At 74.7% G+C, this 21281-nt stretch carries 18 protein-coding genes; 9 read left to right on the top strand and 9 right to left on the bottom strand.

Annotated features, from left to right (window positions below; all coding sequences use genetic code 11):
* Positions 1–66: 66 nt before the first annotated feature.
* From AMK27_RS39160 to AMK27_RS39150, 3 genes are read left to right on the top strand one after another with little or no spacing between them, the layout of a single operon-like run.
* Complete coding sequence (locus tag AMK27_RS39160; protein ID WP_073919097.1) at positions 67–855, top strand: LamB/YcsF family protein; 789 nt, start codon at positions 67–69, stop codon at positions 853–855.
* A complete protein-coding gene (locus AMK27_RS39155; RefSeq protein WP_073919095.1) occupies positions 852–1502 on the top strand; it encodes a 5-oxoprolinase subunit B family protein in 651 nt (216 codons plus the stop codon). The genes AMK27_RS39160 and AMK27_RS39155 overlap by 4 nt, the downstream gene beginning before the upstream one ends.
* Positions 1499–2371 carry a 5-oxoprolinase subunit C family protein gene (locus tag AMK27_RS39150; RefSeq protein WP_073919094.1) on the top strand — a complete coding sequence of 291 codons (873 nt, stop codon included), beginning with the start codon at positions 1499–1501 and terminating at the stop codon, positions 2369–2371. Before AMK27_RS39155 ends, AMK27_RS39150 begins: the two co-directional genes overlap by 4 nt.
* Here AMK27_RS39150 and AMK27_RS39145 read toward each other — a convergent pair.
* The 6 genes from AMK27_RS39145 to AMK27_RS39120 form a co-directional block, all read right to left on the bottom strand.
* Entirely contained in the window at positions 2355–6008 is a 3654-nt protein-coding gene (locus AMK27_RS39145; RefSeq protein ID WP_073919092.1) for a hydantoinase B/oxoprolinase family protein, read from the bottom strand. The genes AMK27_RS39150 and AMK27_RS39145 overlap by 17 nt on opposite strands.
* On the bottom strand, positions 6005–6823 hold the full coding sequence (locus tag AMK27_RS39140; RefSeq protein WP_073919135.1) for an SGNH/GDSL hydrolase family protein: 819 nt from the start codon (positions 6821–6823) through the stop codon (positions 6005–6007). Before AMK27_RS39140 ends, AMK27_RS39145 begins: the two co-directional genes overlap by 4 nt.
* A gap of 290 nt (positions 6824–7113) precedes the next feature.
* Entirely contained in the window at positions 7114–8292 is a 1179-nt protein-coding gene (locus tag AMK27_RS39135) for a glycosyltransferase (RefSeq protein WP_073919091.1), read from the bottom strand.
* Positions 8289–9410, bottom strand: a complete 1122-nt coding sequence (locus AMK27_RS39130; protein WP_073919089.1) for a glycosyltransferase family 4 protein — start codon at positions 9408–9410, stop codon at positions 8289–8291. Before AMK27_RS39130 ends, AMK27_RS39135 begins: the two co-directional genes overlap by 4 nt.
* Positions 9411–9774: 364 nt before the next feature.
* Positions 9775–11190: a hypothetical protein gene (locus tag AMK27_RS39125; protein ID WP_073919087.1), complete on the bottom strand. Its 1416-nt coding sequence runs from the start codon at positions 11188–11190 to the stop codon at positions 9775–9777.
* Positions 11191–11446: 256 nt separating this feature from the next.
* The gene (locus AMK27_RS39120; protein ID WP_073919086.1) at positions 11447–11839 is read right to left on the bottom strand and encodes an ankyrin repeat domain-containing protein; all 393 of its coding nucleotides are present in this window, start codon (positions 11837–11839) and stop codon (positions 11447–11449) included.
* Positions 11840–12146: 307 nt separating this feature from the next.
* On the opposite strand from AMK27_RS39120, the gene AMK27_RS39115 reads away from it, so the two are divergent.
* Together AMK27_RS39115 and AMK27_RS39110 are read left to right on the top strand one after the other, a co-directional pair.
* The gene (locus AMK27_RS39115; protein WP_015032212.1) at positions 12147–12341 is read left to right on the top strand and encodes a hypothetical protein; all 195 of its coding nucleotides are present in this window, start codon (positions 12147–12149) and stop codon (positions 12339–12341) included.
* A gap of 37 nt (positions 12342–12378) precedes the next feature.
* Positions 12379–14022 carry an ATP-binding protein gene (locus AMK27_RS39110; RefSeq protein WP_073919084.1) on the top strand — a complete coding sequence of 548 codons (1644 nt, stop codon included), beginning with the start codon at positions 12379–12381 and terminating at the stop codon, positions 14020–14022.
* Positions 14023–14125: 103 nt separating this feature from the next.
* Here AMK27_RS39110 and AMK27_RS39105 read toward each other — a convergent pair whose 3' ends face one another.
* On the bottom strand, positions 14126–15625 hold the full coding sequence (locus AMK27_RS39105) for an SCO1417 family MocR-like transcription factor (protein ID WP_073919083.1): 1500 nt from the start codon (positions 15623–15625) through the stop codon (positions 14126–14128).
* 64 nt (positions 15626–15689) lie between these two features.
* Here AMK27_RS39105 and yczE point away from each other — a divergent pair, with 64 nt between their 5' ends.
* From yczE to AMK27_RS39085, 4 genes are all read left to right on the top strand, one after another.
* Positions 15690–16397: a membrane protein YczE gene (yczE, locus tag AMK27_RS39100; protein ID WP_073919081.1), complete on the top strand. Its 708-nt coding sequence runs from the start codon at positions 15690–15692 to the stop codon at positions 16395–16397.
* Positions 16394–17158: a glycerophosphodiester phosphodiesterase family protein gene (locus tag AMK27_RS39095; RefSeq protein WP_073919080.1), complete on the top strand. Its 765-nt coding sequence runs from the start codon at positions 16394–16396 to the stop codon at positions 17156–17158. Before yczE ends, AMK27_RS39095 begins: the two co-directional genes overlap by 4 nt.
* A 70-nt stretch (positions 17159–17228) precedes the next feature.
* Positions 17229–18599, top strand: a complete 1371-nt coding sequence (locus AMK27_RS39090) for an MFS transporter (protein ID WP_073919078.1) — start codon at positions 17229–17231, stop codon at positions 18597–18599.
* A gap of 255 nt (positions 18600–18854) precedes the next feature.
* On the top strand, positions 18855–19229 hold the full coding sequence (locus tag AMK27_RS39085) for an RNA polymerase-binding protein RbpA (RefSeq protein ID WP_015032218.1): 375 nt from the start codon (positions 18855–18857) through the stop codon (positions 19227–19229).
* Between the two features lie 239 nt (positions 19230–19468).
* Here AMK27_RS39085 and fxsA read toward each other — a convergent pair whose 3' ends face one another.
* Both fxsA and AMK27_RS39075 read right to left on the bottom strand, forming a co-directional pair.
* Positions 19469–20062 carry an FxsA family membrane protein gene (fxsA, locus tag AMK27_RS39080; RefSeq protein ID WP_073919077.1) on the bottom strand — a complete coding sequence of 198 codons (594 nt, stop codon included), beginning with the start codon at positions 20060–20062 and terminating at the stop codon, positions 19469–19471.
* Positions 20063–20135: 73 nt separating this feature from the next.
* Positions 20136–20912 (bottom strand): polyprenol monophosphomannose synthase, encoded by a 777-nt coding sequence (locus tag AMK27_RS39075; protein WP_073919075.1) that lies wholly within the window; start codon positions 20910–20912, stop codon positions 20136–20138.
* Between the last annotated feature and the right edge of the window lie 369 nt (positions 20913–21281).

The following is a 21281-nucleotide window of genomic DNA, read 5'->3' as shown; positions in this document are numbered from 1 at the left end:
CTACGTTGACGGCATCGTACGGTCCCCCGTGCCGCCCCGGCACGCCCCCCCTTCTGCGAGGTGTCGATGCGCACGCCCCCGGACCAGAGCCCGGCCGAGGCCCTGATCGACCTCAACGCCGATCTCGGTGAGGGCTTCGGACGCTGGACGCTCACCGACGACGAGCAGCTGCTGTCGGTCGTGACCAGCGCCAACGTGGCCTGCGGCTTCCATGCCGGGGACGCGGCCACCATGCGGCGGGTCTGCGAGCTCGCCGCCGCGCGCGGGGTACGGATCGGGGCCCAGGTCTCGTACCGGGACCTGGCGGGTTTCGGGCGGCGGTCGATGGACGTGCCGGCCGCGGAGCTGGCGGCCGAGGTGGCGTACCAGATCGGCGCCCTCGAGGTCTTCGCGCGGGCGGCGGGCGCGCGCGTGGCGTACGTGAAGCCGCACGGCGCGCTCTACAACCGGGTGGTCAGGGACGGGGAGCAGGCGGCAGCGGTCGTCGAGGGCGTCCTGCTCGCGGACCGCACGCTGCCGGTCCTGGGGCTTCCGGGGTCGTGCCTGCACGAGGCCGCGGCGGAGGCCGGGCTCCCGGTCGTCCCCGAGGCCTTCGGCGACCGGGCCTACCGGGCGGACGGCACGCTGGTGCCGCGCGGGCAGGCGGGGGCGGTCGTCAGCGACCCGGACGCCGTGGTGGAACGGTCGGTGGCCATGGCCAGGTTCGGCGTGGTCACGGCGCACTGCGGCAGTTCCGTCGCGGTGCGGCCGCGGTCGCTGTGCCTGCACGGCGACACCCCGGGCGCGGTGGACCTCGCGCGGCGGGTCCGCGAGCGCCTCCAGGGTTCCGGGGTGCGGATCGAGGCCTTCGCGTGAGTTCCGCCGCCCCGCGCGCGTTGCGGGTGGGCGAACGGGCGCTCCTGGTGGAGCTGGCCTGCGGCGAGGCGACGGAGGCGTTCCACGCGGAGCTGCTGCGGCGCCGGGCGGCCGGCGCGCTGCCCGGCGTGCGGGAGATCGTGCCGGCGGCGCGGACGGTGCTGCTCGACGGGGTGGCGGACCCGGAAAGGCTCGCGGCCGAGCTGAGCGGCTGGGAGGTGGGGCCGCTCCCCGCGCGCGTGGGCGGGGCGATCGGGATACCGGTCCGCTACGACGGGCCCGATCTCGCCGAGGTCGCGGCGCTGTGGGGGGTGTCCGTCGAGGCGGCGGTCCGGATCCACACGGCGGCCGAGTTCCGGGTCGCGTTCTGCGGGTTCGCTCCGGGCTTCGGCTATCTGACGGGACTCGACGAGCGGTACGGGGTGCCTCGGCGGGCCACTCCGCGCACGGCCGTCCCGGCGGGTTCGGTCGCCCTGGCAGGGCCGTACACGGGTGTGTACCCGCGCTCCTCCCCCGGCGGCTGGCAGCTGATCGGGGCGACGGACGCGGTGCTGTGGGACACCGGCCGGGAGCCGGCGGCCCTGCTGACCCCGGGCACACGGGTCCGGTTCACGGTGGAGGGCGCCGCGGCGGGGGGCGGACGATGACCGACCGGGCCGTCGTCGTGGTCCGGGCCGGGGCGCTGACCACCGTGCAGGACCTGGGGCGCGTCGGGTACGCGCATCTCGGGGTGCCCCGCTCCGGGGCGCTCGACCCGGCGGCCGTCCGCCTCGTCAACCGGCTCGTCGGCAACCCGGAGAACGCGGCGGTCCTGGAGACCACCGTCGACGGCTGCGCCCTGCGGCCCCGTTGCGCGGTCACCGTGGCGGTGGGCGGCGCGCCCTGCCCGGTACGGGTGGACGGGCGCCCGGCCGCCTGGGGGACCGCGGTCCGCGTGCCCGCCGGTGCGGTCCTGGACGTCGGCGCGGCCACGCGCGGGCTGCGCGGGTACGTGGCGATCGGTGGCGGGTTCGAGGTGGAGCCGGTGCTGGGCAGCCGTTCCACGGACCTGCTGTCCGGCCTGGGGCCGCCGCCGGCGGCCGAGGAGACGGTCCTGCCGCTGGGACCGGACACGGGCGCGGCGGCGGCGCGGGGTTCGGTCGATGCTCCCCCGTGGCCCGGCCCGCCCGGCGAACTCGTTCTGCGGGTCCGGCTCGGGCCGCGCGACGACTGGTTCACGGCCGCGGCGCTCCGGACCCTCGTCACGCGCGCGTACCGGGTGTCGTCGGCCGGCAACCGGATCGGGCTCCGCCTGGACGGCCCGGCGCTCGAACGGGCCCGCCACGGGGAACTGGCGAGCGAGGGCATGGTGCTGGGGGCGGTCCAGGTGCCGCCGGACGGGCGGCCCGTGGTGTTCCTCGCCGACCATCCGACGACGGGGGGGTATCCCGTGGTCGGAGTGGTGCGGGAGGCGGATCTGGGCCGGGTGGCGCAGGCGGTGCCGGGTACCCCGGTGCGGTTCACTCCGGTGCGTTGAGGGGGTCCCGGTCGGCCGGCGGGCCGTAGCCACCGCCGCCGGGGGTGCGGAGGACCAGGACGTCGCCGGGGCCGACCTCGGTGGTGGCCGCGCCGCCGAGCCGCTCGACGGTGCCGTCCGCGCGTTCCACGAGGTTCTCGCCGAGGGCGCCCGGTTCGCCGCCCGCCATGCCGTACGGCGGGATCCTGCGGTGTCCGGTGAGGAGGGCCACCGTCATCGGCTCCAGGAAGCGGATGCGGCGCTCCACTCCGTGTCCGCCCCGCCAGCGGCCGCGCCCGCCGCCGTCCTCCCGTACGGCGAACGCGTCGACCCTGACCGGGTGGCGCCACTCCAGGATCTCCGGGTCGGTGAGCCGGGAGTTGGTCATGTGGGTCTGGACGGCGTCGGCGCCGTCGAAGCCGTCGCCCGCGCCGGAGCCGCTGGCGACCGTCTCGTAGTACTGCACGCGCGCGTTGCCGAAGGTGACGTTGTTCATCGTGCCGGAGCCCTCGGCCTGGACGCCGAGGGCCGCGTAGAGCGCGCCCGTGACGGCCTGGGAGGTCTCGACGTTCCCGGCGACGGTGGCGGCCGGCGGTTCCGGGGCGAGCATCGAGCCGGGCGGGACGCGCACCTCCAGCGGCTCCAGGCAGCCGCTGTTGAGCGGGATGTCCTCGTCGACGAGGGTGCGGAAGACGTACAGGACGGCGGCCAGGACGACGGCCGTGGGGGCGTTGGCGTTCCCGGGCAGCTGCGGGGAGGTCCCGGTGAAGTCGAGGACGGCGGAGCGCCGTTCGCGGTCGACGAGGACGGCGACCTGGATGACCGCGCCGCCGTCGGTCTCGTAGCGGTATGCGCCGTCGTCCAGGCGGGCGACGATGCGGCGCACGGACTCCTCGGCGTTGGCGCGGACGTGCCTCATGTAGGCCTGGACGACGTCGAGCCCGAACTCGTCGACGGCCCGGTGCAGTTCCTCGATGCCCTTCTCGTTGGCGGCGATCTGGGCGCGGAGGTCGGCGAGGTTGGTGTCCGGGTCGCGGGAGGGGTGAGGGGCACTGGTGAGCAGGGCCCGCGTCTCGGCCTCGCGCAGGTGTCCGTCGCGGACGAGCAGCCAGTTGTCGAACAGGACGCCCTCCTCGTCCACGGTCCGGCTGAAGGCGGGCATGGAGCCGGGGGTGATCCCGCCGATCTCGGCGTGGTGGCCGCGTGAGGCGACGAGGAAGCGGAGTTCGGCGCCGGACGGGTCGAAGACCGGGGTCACGACCGTGACATCGGGCAGATGGGTGCCGCCGTGGTACGGGTCGTTGATCGCGTACACGTCGCCGGGGCGCAGGTCGTCGGCGCGCCTCCGCAGGACCTCCTTGATGGACTCGCCCATGGAGCCCAGGTGGACGGGGATGTGGGGCGCGTTGGCGATGAGGTTGCCCTCGGCGTCGAAGAGCGCGCAGGAGAAGTCGAGGCGCTCCTTGATGTTGACGGACTGGGAGGTGTTCTCCAGGCGGACGCCCATCTGCACGGCGATGGCCATGAAGAGGTTGTTGAAGACCTCCAGGAGGACGGGGTCCACGTCCGTGCCCGCCGCCACGCGCGCGGGGCGGGGTGTGACGCGGTGCAGGAGGAGGTGTCCGGTGTCGGTGGCGGTGGCCCGCCAGCCGCTGTCGACGACGGTCGTGGCGTCGTCCTCGGCGACGATCGCCGGGCCGTCGACGGAGCTGCCGGGCTGCAGGTCCGCGCGTCGGTGGAGGGGGGCCTCGTGGGGCGCGCCGGCGCTGAACATCCTGACGGTGGCGTGCGGGACGGGCTCGCCGGCGCCTTCGGTCGGCGGCTCGCCCGTGCCGGGGGCGGGAGCGGCGGTGGGACCGGTGTGGACGGGTCCGTGCGGACCCGCCCGTCCGACGGCCTCCACGGAGACCGCCTCGACGACGAGCGGCCGGTCCAGGGTGAACGCGTACCGCGCGTGGTGCGTCGCTGTGAACGCGGCTTTCAGCTCGTCCGGGGACGCGAGGTCGACCTGGAGGCTCGCGTCGGTGCCCGCGTACCGCAGGAGGACGCGCGCGTGGGTCGTGAGCGCCTCGTCGGGCAGGCCGTCGGCGCGGAGCTCCGCGCGCGTGAGGTCGGCGAGTTCGGCGCAGAGGGCCGTCACGCGCGCGGGGGTGCCGGGCGCGTCGAGCTCCGCCTCGACGGACCGCTCCCGCATGGCGGTGGCGTCGGCGAGTCCGATGCCGTAGGCGGAGAGCACGCCGGCGAGCGGGGGGACGAGCACGGTGTCGACGCCCAGGGCGTCGGCGACGGCGCAGGCGTGCTGGCCGCCCGCGCCGCCGAAGCTGGTCAGGGCGTAGCGGGTGATGTCGTGGCCGCGCTGGACGGAGATCTTCTTGACGGCGTTGGCCATGTTGAGGACGGCGATCTCCAGGAAGCCCGCGGCGACCTCCTCGGCGGTGCGTCCGCCGCCGACCTCCTCCGCGAGGTCCGTGAACCGCTCCCGTACGACCTCGGCGTCCAGCGGCAGGTCGCCGCCCTCGCCGAACACGGCGGGGAAGTGGGCGGGCTGGACGCGGCCGAGCATGACGTTGGCGTCGGTGACCGTGAGCGGTCCGCCGCGTCGGTAGCAGGCGGGGCCGGGGACCGCGCCGGCCGAGTCGGGGCCCACGCGGTAGCGGCGACCGTCGAAGTGCAGCACCGATCCGCCGCCCGCCGCGACGGTGTGGATGCTCATCATCGGTGCCCGCATCCGTACACCGGCCACTTGTGTACCGAGTTCACGCTCGAAGGCGCCGGCGTAGTGCGACACATCGGTGGAGGTGCCGCCCATGTCGAAGCCGATGACGCGGTCGTGGCCCGCCTGTGCCGATGTGCGGGCCATGCCGACGACACCGCCGGCGGGTCCGGACAGGACGGCGTCCTTGCCCCGGAAGTGCGCCGCCTCGCGCAGTCCGCCGTTGGACTGCATGAACATGAGGCGGATTCCGGCGAGTTCGCGGGCGACCTCGTCGACGTACCTGCGGAGGACCGGCGAGAGGTAGGCGTCGACGACGGTGGTGTCCCCGCGCGGGACCAGCTTGATGAGCGGGCTGACCTCGTGCGAGGAACTGACCTGGGTGAAGCCCGTGTCGTGTGCGATCGCCGAGACACGGGCCTCGTGTGCCGGATGGCGGTAGCCGTGCAGGAGGACGACGGCGGCCGAGCGGAGACCGTCGCGGTGGGCGGCGGCGAGCGCCTCGGCGACGGCCGGCTCGGCCAGCGGCCGGACCACGTGGCCGTGGGCGTCGATCCGCTCGGGGACCTCGATCACGCGCGCGTAGACCGCTTCGGGGAGGACGATGCGGCGGTCGAAGAGCCGGGGCCGGTTCTGGTAGGCGATGCGGAGCGCGTCCCGGAAGCCCTCGGTGACGAGGAGGACGGTCGGCTCGCCGCGCCGCTCCAGGAGGGCGTTGGTGGCGACGGTGGTGCCCATCTTGACGACCGCGATCCGGTCGGCGGGGACGGGTTCGCCGGGCCCGAGGCCGAGGAGGAGGCGGATTCCGGCGACGGCGGCGTCGTCCCGCCGGGCGGGATCGTGGGAGAGCACCTTGCGCGTGACGAGCCGGCCGTCGGGCCGTCTGCCCACGACGTCGGTGAAGGTGCCGCCCCGGTCGATCCAGAACTCCCAGCGCCCGTTCATCTCCCCATTGTGGCCGTGAGGGCGGCGGCGAGGGCGGCGTCCGCGCGCGCGTCGAGGGGTGCGGTGCCGGTGCCGTCGGCCCAGTGGAGCACCTCCGCGCCCGCGAGCAGCAGCAGCTGCGGAAGCAGGTCGTGGCTGCGCCGGAGGAGCCAGCCGGTGCCGGCGGTGGCCAGCCAGAGCGCGGCCTCCGCGCGGCTCGGCGCCGGCTGGGCGGGCTCCCGCGCGGGCGGGGCGCCGTGGGCGAGTCCCCGGTCGGCGAGGAGCCGGTGGAAGCCCTCGGCGACGGCCCGGTGGCCCCGCTCGCCGGGGTGCAGCCGGTCGGCGCTCCACAGCCCGCGGTCCTCGGTCCATGAGTCGTCGGCGAGGTGGAGGTGGACGGCCCCGTACCGGGCGGAGAGGGCGTGCACGACGGCGTTGACGGACCGCTGGCGGCGGGCGAGGGGGCGCGCCAGCGGGGGCGGCAGGCCGAGCATCCGGCCGGGGTCGGGCAGGCAGGCGGTCAGGAGTACGGCTCCGGTGGCGTCGAGGTCGGCGCAGACCCGGCCCAGGTGGCGGGCGAGCGCCCCGATGTCGAAGGTGCGGCGCAGGGTGTCGTTGACCCCGACGACGACGGAGGCGAGGTGCGGCCGGAAGGCGAGGGCGCGCGGGGCCTGCCGGTCGGCGACGTCGCCGCTGAGGGCCCCGCTGACGGCGAGGTTCAGGAACGCCGTGTCCTGCCCCTCGGCCGCGAGCCCGTCGGCGAGCAGCGGCGCCCACCCCCGCCAGGCGCCGCCCACCCGGTCGCCGACGCCCTCGCTGAGCGAGTCCCCGAGCACGGCGAACCTGACGGGGTCGGCGGGGCCGACGGGACCGGTACGGGGACGGGGCGGGGGTACGCGCGCGGGGGCGGGTGCGAGGGCCGGGGCGGGTGCGAAGGCTGGGCCGGATGCGAGGGCCGGGGCGAGCGGGGCGGTCTCCTCGGTCCCCACTCGGACCTCGGCCGCGACCGGCGCCCGGGCAGGAGCAGCGACCGCCGCCCGGGCAGGAGCCTCCACCGGCGCCCGGGCAGGAGCCGGGACCGCCGCCCAGGCAGGCGCCGCGACCGGGGCGGACGCCTGGTCCGGTGTCATCGCCGTACCTCCTCGGGCTCGGGACGGCGCGCCTCCGCGGCCGGGAGGGCGTCGTGGGCCCTGAGGAAGGCCGTGACGGACCGCTCCCAGGTGAAGGCCTCCGCACGCGCGCGTGCGGCGCGGCGGCGGGTGGCCTCGGGTGCCGCGAGAAGACCCCGTACGGCGGAGGCGAAGGCTCCCGGTGTGTCCACGGCGGCGGCTCCCGCCGCGCCGACGACCTCCGGGAGCGCGGAGGAGGCGCTCACGACGACGGGGGTCCCGCAGGCGAGGGCCTCCAGGGCGGAGAGGCCGAACGTCTCGGCCGGCCCGGGGGCCAGACACACGTCGGCCGCCGCCTGGAGGTCCGCGAGCGCCTCCCGGTCGGCGACGTGTCCGAGGAACCGCACCGGCAGCCCCCGCTCGCGCGCCCGGCGCTCCAGGGCGCCCCTCAGCGGGCCGTCGCCCGCGACCACGAGCGCCGCCTCGACGCCCGCGTCCCGCAGCTCGGCGAGGGCGTCCAGGGCGGTTCCGGGCCGCTTCTCGACCGAGAGGCGCGAGCAGAGCAGGAGCAGCACCCGCTCCCCGTCCGCGTGCCGGGCGCGGAGCGCGGCGCTGCGGCGGCCGGGCCGGCAACGCTCCAGGTCGACGCCGAGCGGGGCCCGTACGACGTTGCGCGCCCCGATCCGTACGAACTCCCGCTCCGCCCACTCGGTCGTGCAGACGATCCGCGCGAACGCCCAGGCCGTGCGGCGGTTCAGCCGGTCCGCCGCGCGGGCGGCGAGGGCGGGCGGCACGCCCCAGGTGCGCAGCACGCCGTCGGCGGTCTCGTGGGAGACCATCACCGAGGGCACGCGGGCGCGTCGGGCCCACTCCCCCGTCCACCGCAGGGTCGTACGGTCCGAGACCTCGATCCGGTCGGGCGCGAGGTCGTCGAGGAGGCGGCGGACCCGGCGCCGGTCGGCGAGGACCCGGTAGCCGCCGGTGCCGGGCAGGACCGGTCCGGGGATCGTGACGACCCGGCCCTGCTCGGCGCGGACGTCGCTCGCCGCCTCGCCGGGGACGACGAGGACGGGTTCGTGCCCGGCCTCGCGGTAGCCCCGGCCGAGCCGGTCGAGGGCGGTGCGGAGGCCGCCCGACGTGGGGGTCACGAAGTTGGCCAGCCGCACGATGCGGAGCCCGCCGCCGTCGCCGCTCATGCCGCCACCACCGTCCGCTCCCGCAGGACCTCCCGGTAGTGCCCGATCAGCTCGTCGCCGAGGGCCTCCCAGGTGCGGCCCTCCACGCCGGCCCGGCCGGCCCGGCCGTACGCGGCGCGCAGCGCGGGAGACGCCGCGAGCGAGGCGACCGCCTCGTGCAGCGCTTCCGGTTCCCCCGGGGGTACGAGGAGTCCGGTGCGCTTGTGGTCGACCAGGTCGAGGGGGCCTCCGGCGGCCGGGGCGACGACCGGGACGCCGCTGGCCATGGCCTCCTGGACCGTCTGGCAGAAGGTCTCGAACGGGCCGGTGTGGACGAACACGTCCAGCGAGGCGAAGATCCGCGCGAGGTCGTCGCCGGTGCGGCGGCCGAGGAACCGGGCGTCCGGGAGGGCGCCGCGCAGCGCCGGGCCGCTGGGCCCGTCCCCGACGACCACCAGCCGTACGCCGGGCACCCTTCCGGCGCCGGCGAGGAGGTCCACGCGCTTCTCGGGGGCGAGGCGGCCGACGTACCCGACGAGGAGTTCCCCGTGCGGGGCGAGTTCCGCGCGCAGGGCGTCGTCGCGCCGCTCGGGGCGGAAGCGGGCGGTGTCGACTCCCCGGCCCCAGAGGCGGATGCGGCCGATGCCGTGGGACTCCAGGTCGCGGACGGCGGCGGAGGACGGGGCGAGGGTGCGGTCGGCGGCCCCGTGGACGGCGCGGAGGCGGCGCCAGGCCGCGCCCTCGCCGGTTCCCACGTAGGTGCGGGCGTAGCCGGCGAGATCGGTCTGGTAGACGGCGACGGCGGGGATGCCGAGCCGGGTGGCGGCCGTCATCCCGCGCACCCCGAGGACGAACGGTCCGGCGAGGTGGACGAGGTCGGCGCGGTGGGCGGCGATGGCCGCGGCGACGCGACGGCTGGGCAGGGCGACGCGTACCTGCGGATAGCCGGGAAGGGGGAGGGAGGGCACCCGGACGACGGCGCAGGGGGCGTCGGCGTCCGCGGCCGGGTCGGCGACGGCGGGGGCGATGACGAGCGGGGTGTGGCCCCGCCGGACGAGGTGGCGCGCGGTCTGCAGGGCGCAGTGCGCCACACCGTTGACGTCGGGAGGGAAGGATTCGGTGACGATGACGACACGCATACGGGTGTTGTCGTCGCGTTCGGCGTGTCCCCGCCAACGTCGATCTGGACGGGGAGGGAACGTCCCATGAGCGTTTCGCGCGGGGGGCGCGGGACGCGCGGCACGGGGCGCGGACGCCCGGAAGGGCTGGGACCGGCCGGGAACGGCCGCAGGAAGCGCCGGGAAGCGCCGGGACCGGCCGGAGCGCCCGATCGAGCTTCCCGACCGGGCCTCCCGGCCAGGCATCCCGACCGGTCCTCCCGACCGGTCCTCCGGGGCGGGGCCTCGCGCGGCGGGTTCTCCGCCGGGGGCCGCGCCGCCCCGGAGCCGGGTGGCGGGGGTCGACCGGGTCCGTCCGGTGGGGCCGGACCTCGACCGGGCCGCGTCAGACCTGGAGGTCCGGCCCTATGCGGTTGCGGACCGCGGTCTGGACCTCGACCTCCTCGGCCGGGTCGGCCGCGAGGCGGCGCAATCGCTCGGCGACGCGCACGTCGGCGGTCTCGGCGTGCTGGGCCGCGACCTCGCGGGTGGTCTCCTCGCAGTCCCAGAGGCATTCGACGGCGAAGCCGGTCGCGAAGGTGGGGTCGGTGGCGGCGAGGGCGCGGGCCACGCGCCCGCGGAGCTGGGACGAGGCCGTCTCGCGGTAGACGTGGCGCAGCACGGGGGCCGCGCAGGCGATGCCGAGGCGGCCGGCGCCGTCCACGAGCCCGCCGAGCGCGGGCGCGTCGGGGCCTTCGGAGCGGATGGTGTCGCGGAGCGCGCCGAGGACGGAGGGGGAGTCCTGGGCGGTGCCGCGGCAGGCGAGGACGTCGGCGGCGGCCGCGCCGAGGGCGTCGGTCCGGCGGACCCACGCGCGGGCGCGGGCGACGGCGTCCTCGCCGCACATGCGGCGGTACGCGGCGATCGCGGCCTCGGCGACCTCGGCGGAGTCGCCGTCGGCCGCGGCCTCGACGAGGTCGAGGACGGCGGGGTCCCGTGACTCGGCGAGGTGGTGCAGGGCGGCGCCCCGGGCTCCCACCGAGCCGTGCCTGGCGGCGGCGAGGAGTTCGGGCCGGTCCTCGGGTCCCGCGACGGCGGTGAGGCAGCGGGCGGCGGGGCCGTACAGCACGGCTCCGCGCTCGTAGCCCTCCTGCGCCCAGTCGAGGACGGCGCGCACGCTCCAGCCGGGACGGGGCCCGGCGGGGCGCATCTGGCGCTGCCAGCGGTCGAAGGAGCCCTGTTCCTGGGCGGCCCTGACCCGGGCGCCGACGGCGTCGCGCTGGTCCTCGGCCCACAGCCGCCAGGGGCGGGGCTCGAAGGCGTCGCGCACGACGCCGGCCAGCTCGGCGTCGCCCTCGGCGTCGGCCGGGAAGCGGGCCAGCACGGGAACGGCGAGCGCGCGGAGGCCTGCGTCGTCGTCGCGGAGGGCCAGCTCGTCGAGGGCCCAGGCCCAGTTGGTGCCGGTCGCCGCGTACCGCCGGAGCAGCAGCAGGGCGTCCTGGCGTCCGTAGGAGGCGAGGTGCCCGAGGACGGCGAGCGCGAGCCCGGTCCTGGACTCCTCGGTGTCGAGGACGTCCTCGGCGCCGAAGAGGTGCGCCTCGATCTCGTCGAGACCTCCGTGGAGGTCCAGGTAGAGACGGGCGTAGTAGAGGGAGCGGTTCTCGACCTGCCAGTCGTGGCGGGGATCTTCGAGAACGCAGTGGTTGAGGGCCGCGAGGGCCTCGGCGCGTGGCGCGGCGAGTGCGTGCAGGGTGCCGTCGCCGCGGCCCCTCTGCAGCAGGCCGAGCAGGGTGCCGCTCGGCGCTATGACTGGATCGAACATGGGGAGACGCCTCACATCAAGCTGTCGACACGACCGGGGGATACCGGGAAGACCCGGGTCGGGCGGTACATCGCCCGTACGCCTAGGCCGTGCGGCAACATGTCGGGCCGCTCGTCGTCCATCGCCTGCCAGTGACCATCTTCCTCAGCCTCTCGTCGGTGGCCCGTTTTGCCGGGCCCGACGTCATGATGACCCACCCATTTCGCCACCGCGACCACATTTACGACGCCGCTCTCACCTGGGGTTCAGCGCTCGTTCACCGGGATCCGAAGAGCTCGACCAGTTCGGCCTTGCCGAACATCCGCGCGGTGTCGAGGGCGGACGGAGTCCCGGCTTCCGGATTTGCGCCGCCGTCGAGGAGGGCACGGACGACGGCGTCCTCGCCCTTGAAGACGGCTCCGGCGAGCGGGGTCTGCCCGCGGTCGTTGGCGCGGTCGGCGTCGGCGCCGCGCGCGAGGAGGGCGGAGACCGCGGCGGCGTGGCCGTGGTAGGCGGCGAGCATGACGAGGGAGTCGCCCTTGTCGTTGGTGAGGTTCGCGGGGACCCCGGCGTCGACGTAGGCGGCCAGCGCGTCGGCGTCCCCGGTGCGGGCGAGGTCGAAGACCTTGGACGCCAGCTCGATGACCTCGGGGTCCGGAGTCTCGCTCATCGGGTGGCCCGCCTCTCTCCTGCGTTGTCGATCCGCGCACGGCAAGCGCGGCCGTACGAGTGAATCGACAGGGTACTGCCCGTTCGGTGACATGACCGCGCCCGGCCGAGGCAAAGATCACGGCAGTCCGCCGCCGGCCGCTCCTCTAACGCACGCCGGGCATTTCGCCACTCGACAGCTCGTTCGACGTCCGCCGGTCAAGTGAAATCACCCGTTTTTCACCCTAATGCACCTTTAGTCACATAGATACTTGCTGTGAACTTGGAAGGACTCATGGTGACTGTCCCCTCAACCAGGAGAACAACCAATGATCCTGTCCATCTCAGGCGTGGTCCTGCTCGGCATCATCTGCTTCCTGTTCTTCAAGAAGGACGGGATGAAGGCCTCGCACGCCCTCGTCAGCGCGCTGTTCGGCTTCTACCTCGCGGGTACGGCCATCGCCCCGAGCATCACGGCGGGCGGGCAGTCCCTCGCCGGCCTCCTGGGCGGGATCAAGTTCTGACGCCCTTCCGTCCCTTCCACCACCCCAGGAGCACTTCGTGGCCCGGCGACCACTCCCCCGCATTCTGAGCAGCGGCAGCGCACAGATCGCTCGAAGTCGAGAGATCGCGCGCACGGCCGCCGACAGTGCCACCGACGTGCTCCATCCACTGATCACGGTCTCCCGTGGTCTGCGGAAGCTGGCCGCGTCCGCGCGCGCCAAGTGGGCCGCGACCCCCAAGGAACGGCGTGGACCGACGCTGCTCCTGGTCGCGGCCTGCGTCCTGGTCGTCGCGCTCATGCCGTACGGGCCGCTCCTCGCGCTCGTCACGCTCATGGCCGCGGCCGCATGGCGAGGACGCGAGCGCCCGGTCGTGAAGACCGGGCCCGACGACGCCGAGATCGCCCGGCTCAAGGGCCTGTACGAGGCCCTCGTGCCGTACTTCTCCGTCGCGGACGACCCCGCCCCGCTCTTCGCCCACGGCGGCGACTGGAGCGGCGCGTTCACGGAGTACGCCTTCGACGAGGACGGGCGTCCCACCCGACTGAAGATCGCCTACCCGCCGTACTTCACCGACGGCGAGCCCGCCGCACGCGCGCGCATCGAGCAGCTGCTGCACGCCAAGTCCGGGCGCGGCCGTGAGTACCGCTTCGACTGGGACGAGGAGGGCAACCGGCTCGACATGAGCGTGCTGCCCGCCCTGCCCACCACCATCGCCGCCCAGCGCTTCGTCACCGTGCCGGGCGAGACCGTCCTGGGCTTCACCGACGCGGACGCCGTGCAGCGGACCGTGCCCGTCGTCGCCGCGGACGGCACGGAGGACGCGCCGGCCGTGATCTGGCGCACCGGCCCCCGCTCCACCGAGCCGCATCTGCTGGTCGTCGGCCAGCCGGGCAGCGGCACCACCTCCCTGCTGCGCTCGATCGCGCTCCAGGCCCTCCCCCACGGCGACGTGCTGGTCGTCGAGGGCGGTGGCACCGGCGAGTACGCGTGCCTCACCGGCCGCGACGGCGTCCTCGCCGTCGAGTGCGGGCTCTCCGGAGCGCTGGCCAGCCTGGAATGGGCGGCGCACGAGACGGAACGACGGCTGATCGCCGCCAACCGGGCCCGGCAGGAGGGCCGGCCGGCCCCCGAGGACACCCGGCGGCCGCTCTGGATCCTGCTCGACCGGCCGGGCGTCCTCGGCGACCTCGCGGCCGCCGACGGCCGCCCCGACCCGCAGGAACTGCTCCAGGTGCCCCTGCGGCACGGCCGCGCGGCCCAGGTCACGGTGGTGGTGGCCGAGCAGTTCGACAGCGCGGACACCCTGAGCGAGGCGGTACGGAGCCACACCAGGGCCCGGATCGTGCTCGGCCCCGCCGCCCCCGACCAGATCGCCGCCGTCCTCGGCACCGAGCCGCACACCACCCCGACGCCCCAGGTCCCCGCCGGCCGCGGCTACGCGCGCCTGGGCAGCGGACCGGTGCTGCGCCTCCAGGTGCCGGCGACCCCCGACCCGTACGACGACGCGACCAGCGACGCGCACCGGCAGGCTGTCCTCGAACTCCTCCCGGAGCGCCGCGCGGAGACGACCATGGCGATCGAGACGATCACCGTGAAGAGCCCCGAACCGGCGCCCCGCGCCGAACCGGCACCGGCACCCCGCGCCGAACCGGACCCGGGCCCCGCCCCGCTGCACGCCCCCGTCCCCGCCGAGGGCTGAGCACCACCCGCACGGGAAGAGGCCGGTACGGACCCCCCAGGTCCGTACCGGCCTCTTCGTGTGATGCGTCTGCTTCCCTTGCTGCGTCTGCGCGCGCGGGTGGCTACGCCACGAACGAGCGCGGCGGTTCGGTCCCGCCGCCCGCGCCCGACTCCACCAGCCGGGCAGCGGCGGCCAGCCGGGCCGCGGCCTCGTCGGCCACCGGTCCGCCGACCGTGAAGGGCAGCCGGACGAAGCCCTCGAAGGCCCCGTCCACGCCGAACCGGGGGCCCGAGGGGACCCGGACGCCGACCCGCTCCCCCGCCTCGGCGAGCCGGGAGCCGGAGAGGCCACCGGTGCGGACCCAGAGGGTGAGCCCGCCGCGCGGCACCGAGAACTCCCACTCCGGGAGCTCCCTGCGGACCGCGGCGACCAGCGCGTCCCGGTTCTCCCGCGCCTGGTCGCGGCGGAGGGTGACGGCCTCGTCCCAGCCGCCGGTGCGCATGAGCCAGTTCACGCCGAGCTGTTCGAGGACGGGCGTGCCCAGGTCGGCGTACGCGCGCGCGGCCACCAGGGACCGGATGACGTCGGGCGCCGCCCGGACCCAGCCGATGCGCATCCCCGCCCAGAAGGCCTTGCTGGCGGAGCCGACCGTGAGGACGGTGGAACCGGCCGGGTCGAAGGCGCAGACCGGCCGGGGCATCTCCAGGTCGTCGTCCAGGTGGAGCTCGGCCATGGTCTCGTCGACGACGAGGACGGTGCCGGCCGAGCGGGCGGCGTCCACGAGCTGCCGCCGCTGGTCCTCGTCGGCCAGGGCGCCGGTCGGATTGTGGAAGTCGGCCACCACGTAGGCGAGGCGGGGTGCCGCGTCGCGCAGCACCTGCCGCCAGCGGCCCAGGTCCCAGCTGCCGAGCCCCTCGGACATCGCGACGGGGACCAGCCGGGCCCCGGCCTCGCGCATCAGCTGGAGGATGTTGGCGTACGAGGGCGACTCGACGGCGATCCGCTCGCCGCGGCCCGCGAACAGGTGGCAGATGGCGTCGATGGCCCCCATGGCACCGGTCGTGACCATGATCTGCTCGGGCATGGTGGGGATGCCGCGCGCGGTGTACCGGTCGGCGAGCATCTGCCGCAGCGCGGGCAGCCCCGCCGGGTAGTCGCCGTGCGTGTGGGCGTAGGGCGGCAGCTCCTCCAGGGCGCCCTGGACGCCGCGGGTGAGCCACGGCTCGGGCGCGGGCAGCGCCGCGCAGCCGAGGTCGATCATCGAACCGAGCGCCTCCGGGGGCAGCGGTTCGAGGCCCCGCGCGGGCAGCGGGTTCCCCGCCGGTACGGCGGTCCAGCTGCCGGCGCCCCGCCGCGACTCGAGGAAGCCCTCGGCGCGGAGCGCCTCGTAGGCCGCGGCCACCGTCGTACGGCTGACGGTCAGGGCGAGGGCGAGTTCCCGCTCGGCGGGCAGCCGGGCGGCGACCGGGACGCGGCCCTCCAGGACGAGCAGCCGGATCCCGTCGGCCAGGGCGCGGTAGGCGGGCGGCTTCCGCGTCCCGGGTCCGGCGGGCCGCGGCTGCTGCGCCTGGAGCTGCCGGGCGAGCTGAGCCGGTCCTACCGCCGAAGTCCACTGGGCCATCGAAATCAGTCCACCTTCCTCGAATTGGCCATGGTTGGCATCCGTTCCACCGCCACAGAGTGTCATGAGCCAGTCCACTACCACCACCCTGGGGGGAAGAACCTTGTCCATCGCCTCCGGCCTCCACGGCCGGTACCTCACCCGTCGGCTCGTCCAGCTCTACGTGGGGCTGACGCTGTACGGGGTCAGCTCGGCGCTGCTGGTGCGCAGTGGTCTCGGCCTGGAGCCCTGGGGCGTGCTCCACCAGGGCCTCGCCGAGAAGACGGGCCTCACCATCGGCGTGGTGTCGATCATCGTCGGGGCCGTGGTGCTGCTGCTGTGGATCCCGATCCGGCAGCGGCCGGGTCTTGGCACGGTCTCCAACGTGTTCGCGATCGGCCTGGCGATGGACGGCACCCTGGCGCTCGTCCCGGACGTCCACGGACTGGCGGGGCGGATCCCGCTCCTCGCGGCCGGCATCGTCCTCAACGGGGTGGCGACCGGCCTGTACATCGCGGCGCGGTTCGGTCCCGGCCCGCGCGACGGCCTGATGACCGGTCTGCACCGGCTCACCGGCCGCTCGATCCGGCTGGTGCGGACGGCGATCGAGGTGGCGGTGGTCGCCACCGGCTTCCTGCTCGGCGGCTCGGTCGGCGTCGGCACGGTGCTGTACGCGCTGGCCATCGGCCCCCTCGCCCAGTTCTTCCTTCGCTGGTTCGCCGTCCCCGAGCAGGACTCCGGAAGCACCGCGGTCGCCCCCGCGACACCGGAAGGGGCCATACTGCGGCGGTGACTCGCGTACGCCACCCCTACCTCGACCATCCCGCGCCCCTCCCGTTCGCCCACCGCGGCGGCACGGCGAACGGCCTGGAGAACACCGCGGCCGCCTTCCGCCGGGCCGCCGCCGCGGGCTACCGCTACTTCGAGACCGATGTGCACACGACGTCGGACGGGGTTCTCGTCGCCTTCCACGACGCGACCCTGGACCGGGTCACGGACACCTCGGGCCGGATCGCCGACCTGCCGTGGGCGGCGGTGCGGGAGGCCCGCGTCGCGGGCAAGGAACCGCTGCCGCTCTTCGCCGACCTCCTGGACGAGTTCCCGGAGGCCCGCTGGAACGTGGACCTCAAGGCCGAGGCCGCCCTCCACCCCCTGGTGGACCTGATCCGCGAGAAGCGCGCCTGGGACCGGGTCTGCGTGGGCTCGTTCACCGAGGCCCGGGTCGTGCGGGCCCAGCGGACGGCGGGTCCCGAGCTGGCCACCTCGTTCGGCGTCCGCGGGGTGATCGGGCTGCGGCTGCGCTCGCTCGGCATTCCGGCGGCGGTGCGGGCCGGGGCGGTCGCCGCCCAGGTCCCCGAGCGGCAGGGCGGCGTCCCGGTGGTGGACCGCCGCTTCGTCCGGGAGGCGCACGCGCGCGGGATCCAGGTGCACGTGTGGACCGTGAACGATCCGGCCCGGATGCACTCTCTCCTCGACCTCGGGGTCGATGGCATCATGACCGATCAACTGGAGACGCTGCGCTCGGTGCTGACCGAGCGGGGCGTGTGGGTCTGAGCGCGCGTCCCGGTACCTCCGGACCCGGATCACCGGGCCCGGCCACGGGGACGAACGAGGGGGCGCGGCCTTGACCGCTGGAACCACCGAACCGGAGGAGTACGCCACCGATCCCGCCGCGCGCAAGCGGGAGCAGCGGGGCTGGTACTTCTACGACTTCGCCTGCTCGGTGTACTCGACGAGCGTGCTGACCGTGTTCCTCGGCCCCTATCTCACCTCGGTGGCGCGGGAGGCGGCCGACGCGGAGGGCTATGTGCACCCGCTCGGGATACCCGTGCGGGCCGGCTCGCTCTTCGCGTACGGGGTGTCGGCCTCGATCGTGGTCGCGGTCCTGCTGATGCCGCTGGTCGGCGCGATCGCGGACCGCACGGGCCGGAAGAAGCCGCTGCTGGCGGCCGCGGCCTACACGGGCGCGACGGCCACGGCGGGCATGTTCTTCCTTGCGGGCGACCGGTATCTGCTGGGCACGTTCCTGCTGATCGTGGCGAACGCCTCGATCTCGGTGTCGATGGTGCTCTACAACGCCTATCTGCCGCAGATCGCGGAGCCGGACGAGCGGGACGCGGTGTCCTCGCGCGGCTGGGCCTTCGGCTACACGTCCGGCGCGCTGGTCCTCGTCCTGAACCTGGTCCTCTACTCGGGCCACGACTCCTTCGGCCTCACCGAGGGCGAGGCCGTCCGGATCTGCCTGGCCTCGGCCGGTGTCTGGTGGGGCGCCTTCACCGTCGTGCCGCTGCGGCGGCTCCGGGACCGCGCGATCGGTCCGGAGGGGCGGGAAGGAGCCGGCGGGGGCACGGTCGGCAGCGGCTGGCGGCAGCTGCGGGCGACCCTGAAGGACATGCGCAGGCATCCGCTGACGCTCTCCTTCCTGCTCGCCTACCTGGTCTACAACGACGGCGTGCAGACGGTGATCTCGCAGGCCTCGGTGTTCGGCTCGGAGGAACTGGGCCTCGACCAGACCACACTCATCACGGCGGTCCTGCTGGTCCAGATCCTCGCGGTGGCGGGCGCGCTCGGCATGGGGCGACTCGCCCGGACGTACGGCGCCAAGCGGACGATTCTGGCCTCGCTCGCGGTCTGGACCCTGATCCTGGTGGCCGGCTACTTCCTGCCGGCCGACGCGCCCGCGTTCTTCTTCTGCCTGGCGGCCGCGATCGGCCTGGTACTGGGCGGAAGCCAGGCCCTGTCGCGTTCGCTGTTCTCGCATCTGGTGCCGCGCGGCAAGGAGGCGGAGTACTTCTCGGCGTACGAGATGAGCGATCGGGGCCTCAGCTGGCTGGGTCCGCTCGTGTTCGGTCTCGCGTATCAGCTGACCGGGAGCTACCGGGATGCCATCATCTCCCTGGTGATCTTCTTCGTGGTCGGCTTCGCCCTGCTCGCGCGGGTGCCGGTGCGGCGCGCGGTGGAGGCCGCCGGGAACCCGATACCCGACCGTATTTAGACGTGGCAGTGAAAGGGCGGTAGTGTACGCGTTTGGCCTGCCAGGCGGACCGTTACTGCGTGCTGCTTTAGTGAAAACACCGGGTCACATCTGCCGTCAGATGTGACAAAACGGGCACTGGTGGGTACAACAAGGGGCGGCACGACGGGCGACGCATGACCCGGCACGGGAATCTTTACCGCCGACCGGACGTTGACCGGATAACGACGACAGCGACACCTGTCCTGTGGGCGACAAGCCCGGGAGGCACGATTCATGAGTGAGCGAGCTCTTCGCGGCACGCGCCTCGTGGTGACGAGCTACGAGACCGACCGCGGCATCGATCTGGCCCCGCGCCAGGCCGTGGAGTACGCATGCGAGAAGGGCCATCGTTTTGAGATGCCCTTCTCTGTGGAAGCGGAAATTCCGCCGGAGTGGGAATGCAAGGTCTGCGGAATCCAGGCTCTCCTGGTGGACGGGGACGGACCTGAGGAGAAGAAGGGCAAGCCTGCGCGTACGCACTGGGACATGCTCATGGAGCGACGCACCCGCGAGGAGTTGGAGGAGGTCCTCGCCGAGAGGCTGGCCGTCCTGCGTTCCGGCGCGATGAACATCGCCGTGCATCCGCGCGACAGCCGCAAGTCCGCCTAGCGGACGCACCGGCGGGAACAACGCCGCGGGGCCCGGTACACGAACTGTGTACCGGGCCCCGCGGCGTTTCCGTGTCTGCCGGGCCCGGCGGCATGTCCACGCCCGTTTCCGTGGCCGTATCCCCTGGCTGGCCCGCGCCCCCCGCCCGCCGGGGTCCCGCGGCGGTCCGCCGGGGCCACGGCATGACCGTGCCCCGCCCCCTCACCACGGCGAGGGAGCGGGGCACGGGCGGAAGAACCTCAGGGCATCAGCGGCGGGTGGGACTCGTCGGCCCGGCGCGGGCTCTGAGCGGCGTCCTCGCGGATGACCTCGCCCTGGACGACCTTGCCGTCCGGGCGGTGGATACGAGCCTGCTGGAAGGCGTCCTGGAGGCTGCCGGGAGGCGCGGCCGCCATCCGGCGCTCGGCGGCCCTGTCCGCGTACCGCCCGAGGAGCGAGCGGACCGGCGGGATGAGCAGGAGCAGGCCGAGGACGTCCGAGATCAGGCCGGGGATCACCAGGAGCAGACCGCCGAGCATCAGGAAGCCGTTGCGGTCCTCCGCGCCGGTCCGCTCGGGCGCCGGCGGCGCGCTGCCCGACTGCGCGGCCGCCTGGGCCTGCTGGAAGGTCGAGCTGAGGTTGCGGAAGGCACGGCGGCCGGCCCGCTTGACGACGGCGGCACCGAGCACGATGCCGCCGACGAGCAGGGCGAAGACGGTGAGTCCGCCCGCCGCGTCCGCCACCACCGTGAGCAGCCAGATCTCGAGGACCAGCCAGGCGGCGACGGCGAGCGGAAGGAGGGTACGCGCGCGTGAGCGCTTCGGGGCGAGGGGAGGCGTTGCGCCGGTCGTCATGGTCCCCAGTGTGCCTGGCGCCCCGCCGGAACGTCGTAAAGAAAGGATCAGTGCGGGACGCCCCGGCAGGGGGTCAGGAGGTCTTGCGGCCGAGCATCCTGCCGACCTTCTCCGCCCGCGCCGACACGCCCCAGCCGGTGACCCGCCAGAGCGCCTCGACCACGATGTTCCGGCTCATCTTCGAGTCGCCGATCTCGCGCTCCACGAAGGTGATCGGGACCTCGACGACATGGAAGCCGGCGGCGACGGCGCGGCGGGCCAGGTCGACCTGGAAGCAGTAGCCGGCCGAGGCCACGTCCTCCAGGCCCAGGCCCTCCAGGGTCTCCTTGCGGAAGGCCCGGTAGCCGCCGGTGACGTCGCGGATCGGCACGTCGAGCATCACGCGCGAGTAGAGGCTGCCGCCGCGGGAGATGAACTCGCGGGACTTCGGCCAGTTCACGATGCGGCCGCCCGGCACCCAGCGGGAGCCGAGGACGAGGTCGGCGCCCTTGAGGGCGGTGAGCAGCCTCGGCAGCTCCTCGGGCTGGTGGGAGCCGTCGGCGTCCATCTCGACGAGGACGCCGTACCCGTGCTCGATGCCCCACCGGAAGCCGGCGAGGTAGGCGGCGCCGAGCCCCTCCTTGCCCTTGCGGTGCAGGACGTGCACATGGTCGTCCTCGGACGCGATCTCGTCCGCGAACTTGCCCGTGCCGTCAGGGCTGTTGTCGTCGGCGACGAGGATGTGCGCCTCGGGTACGGCTTCCCGCACCCGCGCGACGATCGGCTTGATGTTCTCCGCCTCGTTGTAGGTCGGAATGATCACCAAGGCCTTGCCGAGCGGGCCGTAACGCCTCTGGCCACCGTCGTTCACTACTGCCCCTTCGGATACATACGCAGGCCCCCACCATAGCGAGGTCCCCGGAGTGCTCCGGCGCGGCGGGTCGACTGCGAGGGGCGGGCGGAGCCGGAGGCGCGGGCTCCGCGGCGGCGCGGCGGGGCCGGATCTCGGGACGGGGCGGCGGCCCTGCGGGGCCGTACACGCGTGTGACGTGCGGTGCGGGGCCCGTCGTCCTTCGGTCCGACCCGGGATCCGCTGGCGGCGGATCGACCGAAGGCCGTTGTCTACTGAACGTCCGGGCCCCACCCGGGTCGCACCTTCCGCCGGAGAAACCTTCCCTCGCGGCCGAGGCGCGGGCGGCGGTCGGCGAATGCGTGGAGATGCTGTCCGGTCGGACGTCCT

Source organism: Streptomyces sp. CB02009 (assembly GCF_001905825.1).
GTDB lineage: Bacteria > Actinomycetota > Actinomycetes > Streptomycetales > Streptomycetaceae > Streptomyces.
This window is presented reverse-complemented; position numbering and strand designations above follow the sequence as displayed.

Bases quoted from the DNA above. Each gene is read 5' to 3' on its own strand.
- AMK27_RS39160 (WP_073919097.1), top strand. From the start codon at position 67: ATGCGCACGCCCCCGGACCAGAGCCCGGCCGAGGCCCTGATCGACCTC.
- AMK27_RS39150 (WP_073919094.1), top strand. From the start codon at position 1,499: ATGACCGACCGGGCCGTCGTCGTGGTCCGGGCCGGGGCGCTGACCACC.
- AMK27_RS39145 (WP_073919092.1), bottom strand. From the start codon at position 6,008: ATGAACGGGCGCTGGGAGTTCTGGATCGACCGGGGCGGCACCTTCACC.
- AMK27_RS39135 (WP_073919091.1), bottom strand. From the start codon at position 8,292: ATGAGCGGCGACGGCGGCGGGCTCCGCATCGTGCGGCTGGCCAACTTC.
- AMK27_RS39130 (WP_073919089.1), bottom strand. From the start codon at position 9,410: ATGCGTGTCGTCATCGTCACCGAATCCTTCCCTCCCGACGTCAACGGT.
- AMK27_RS39125 (WP_073919087.1), bottom strand. From the start codon at position 11,190: ATGTTCGATCCAGTCATAGCGCCGAGCGGCACCCTGCTCGGCCTGCTG.
- AMK27_RS39120 (WP_073919086.1), bottom strand. From the start codon at position 11,839: ATGAGCGAGACTCCGGACCCCGAGGTCATCGAGCTGGCGTCCAAGGTC.
- AMK27_RS39115 (WP_015032212.1), top strand. From the start codon at position 12,147: ATGATCCTGTCCATCTCAGGCGTGGTCCTGCTCGGCATCATCTGCTTC.
- AMK27_RS39105 (WP_073919083.1), bottom strand. From the start codon at position 15,625: ATGGCCCAGTGGACTTCGGCGGTAGGACCGGCTCAGCTCGCCCGGCAG.
- yczE (WP_073919081.1), top strand. From the start codon at position 15,690: ATGAGCCAGTCCACTACCACCACCCTGGGGGGAAGAACCTTGTCCATC.
- AMK27_RS39085 (WP_015032218.1), top strand. From the start codon at position 18,855: ATGAGTGAGCGAGCTCTTCGCGGCACGCGCCTCGTGGTGACGAGCTAC.
- fxsA (WP_073919077.1), bottom strand. From the start codon at position 20,062: ATGACGACCGGCGCAACGCCTCCCCTCGCCCCGAAGCGCTCACGCGCG.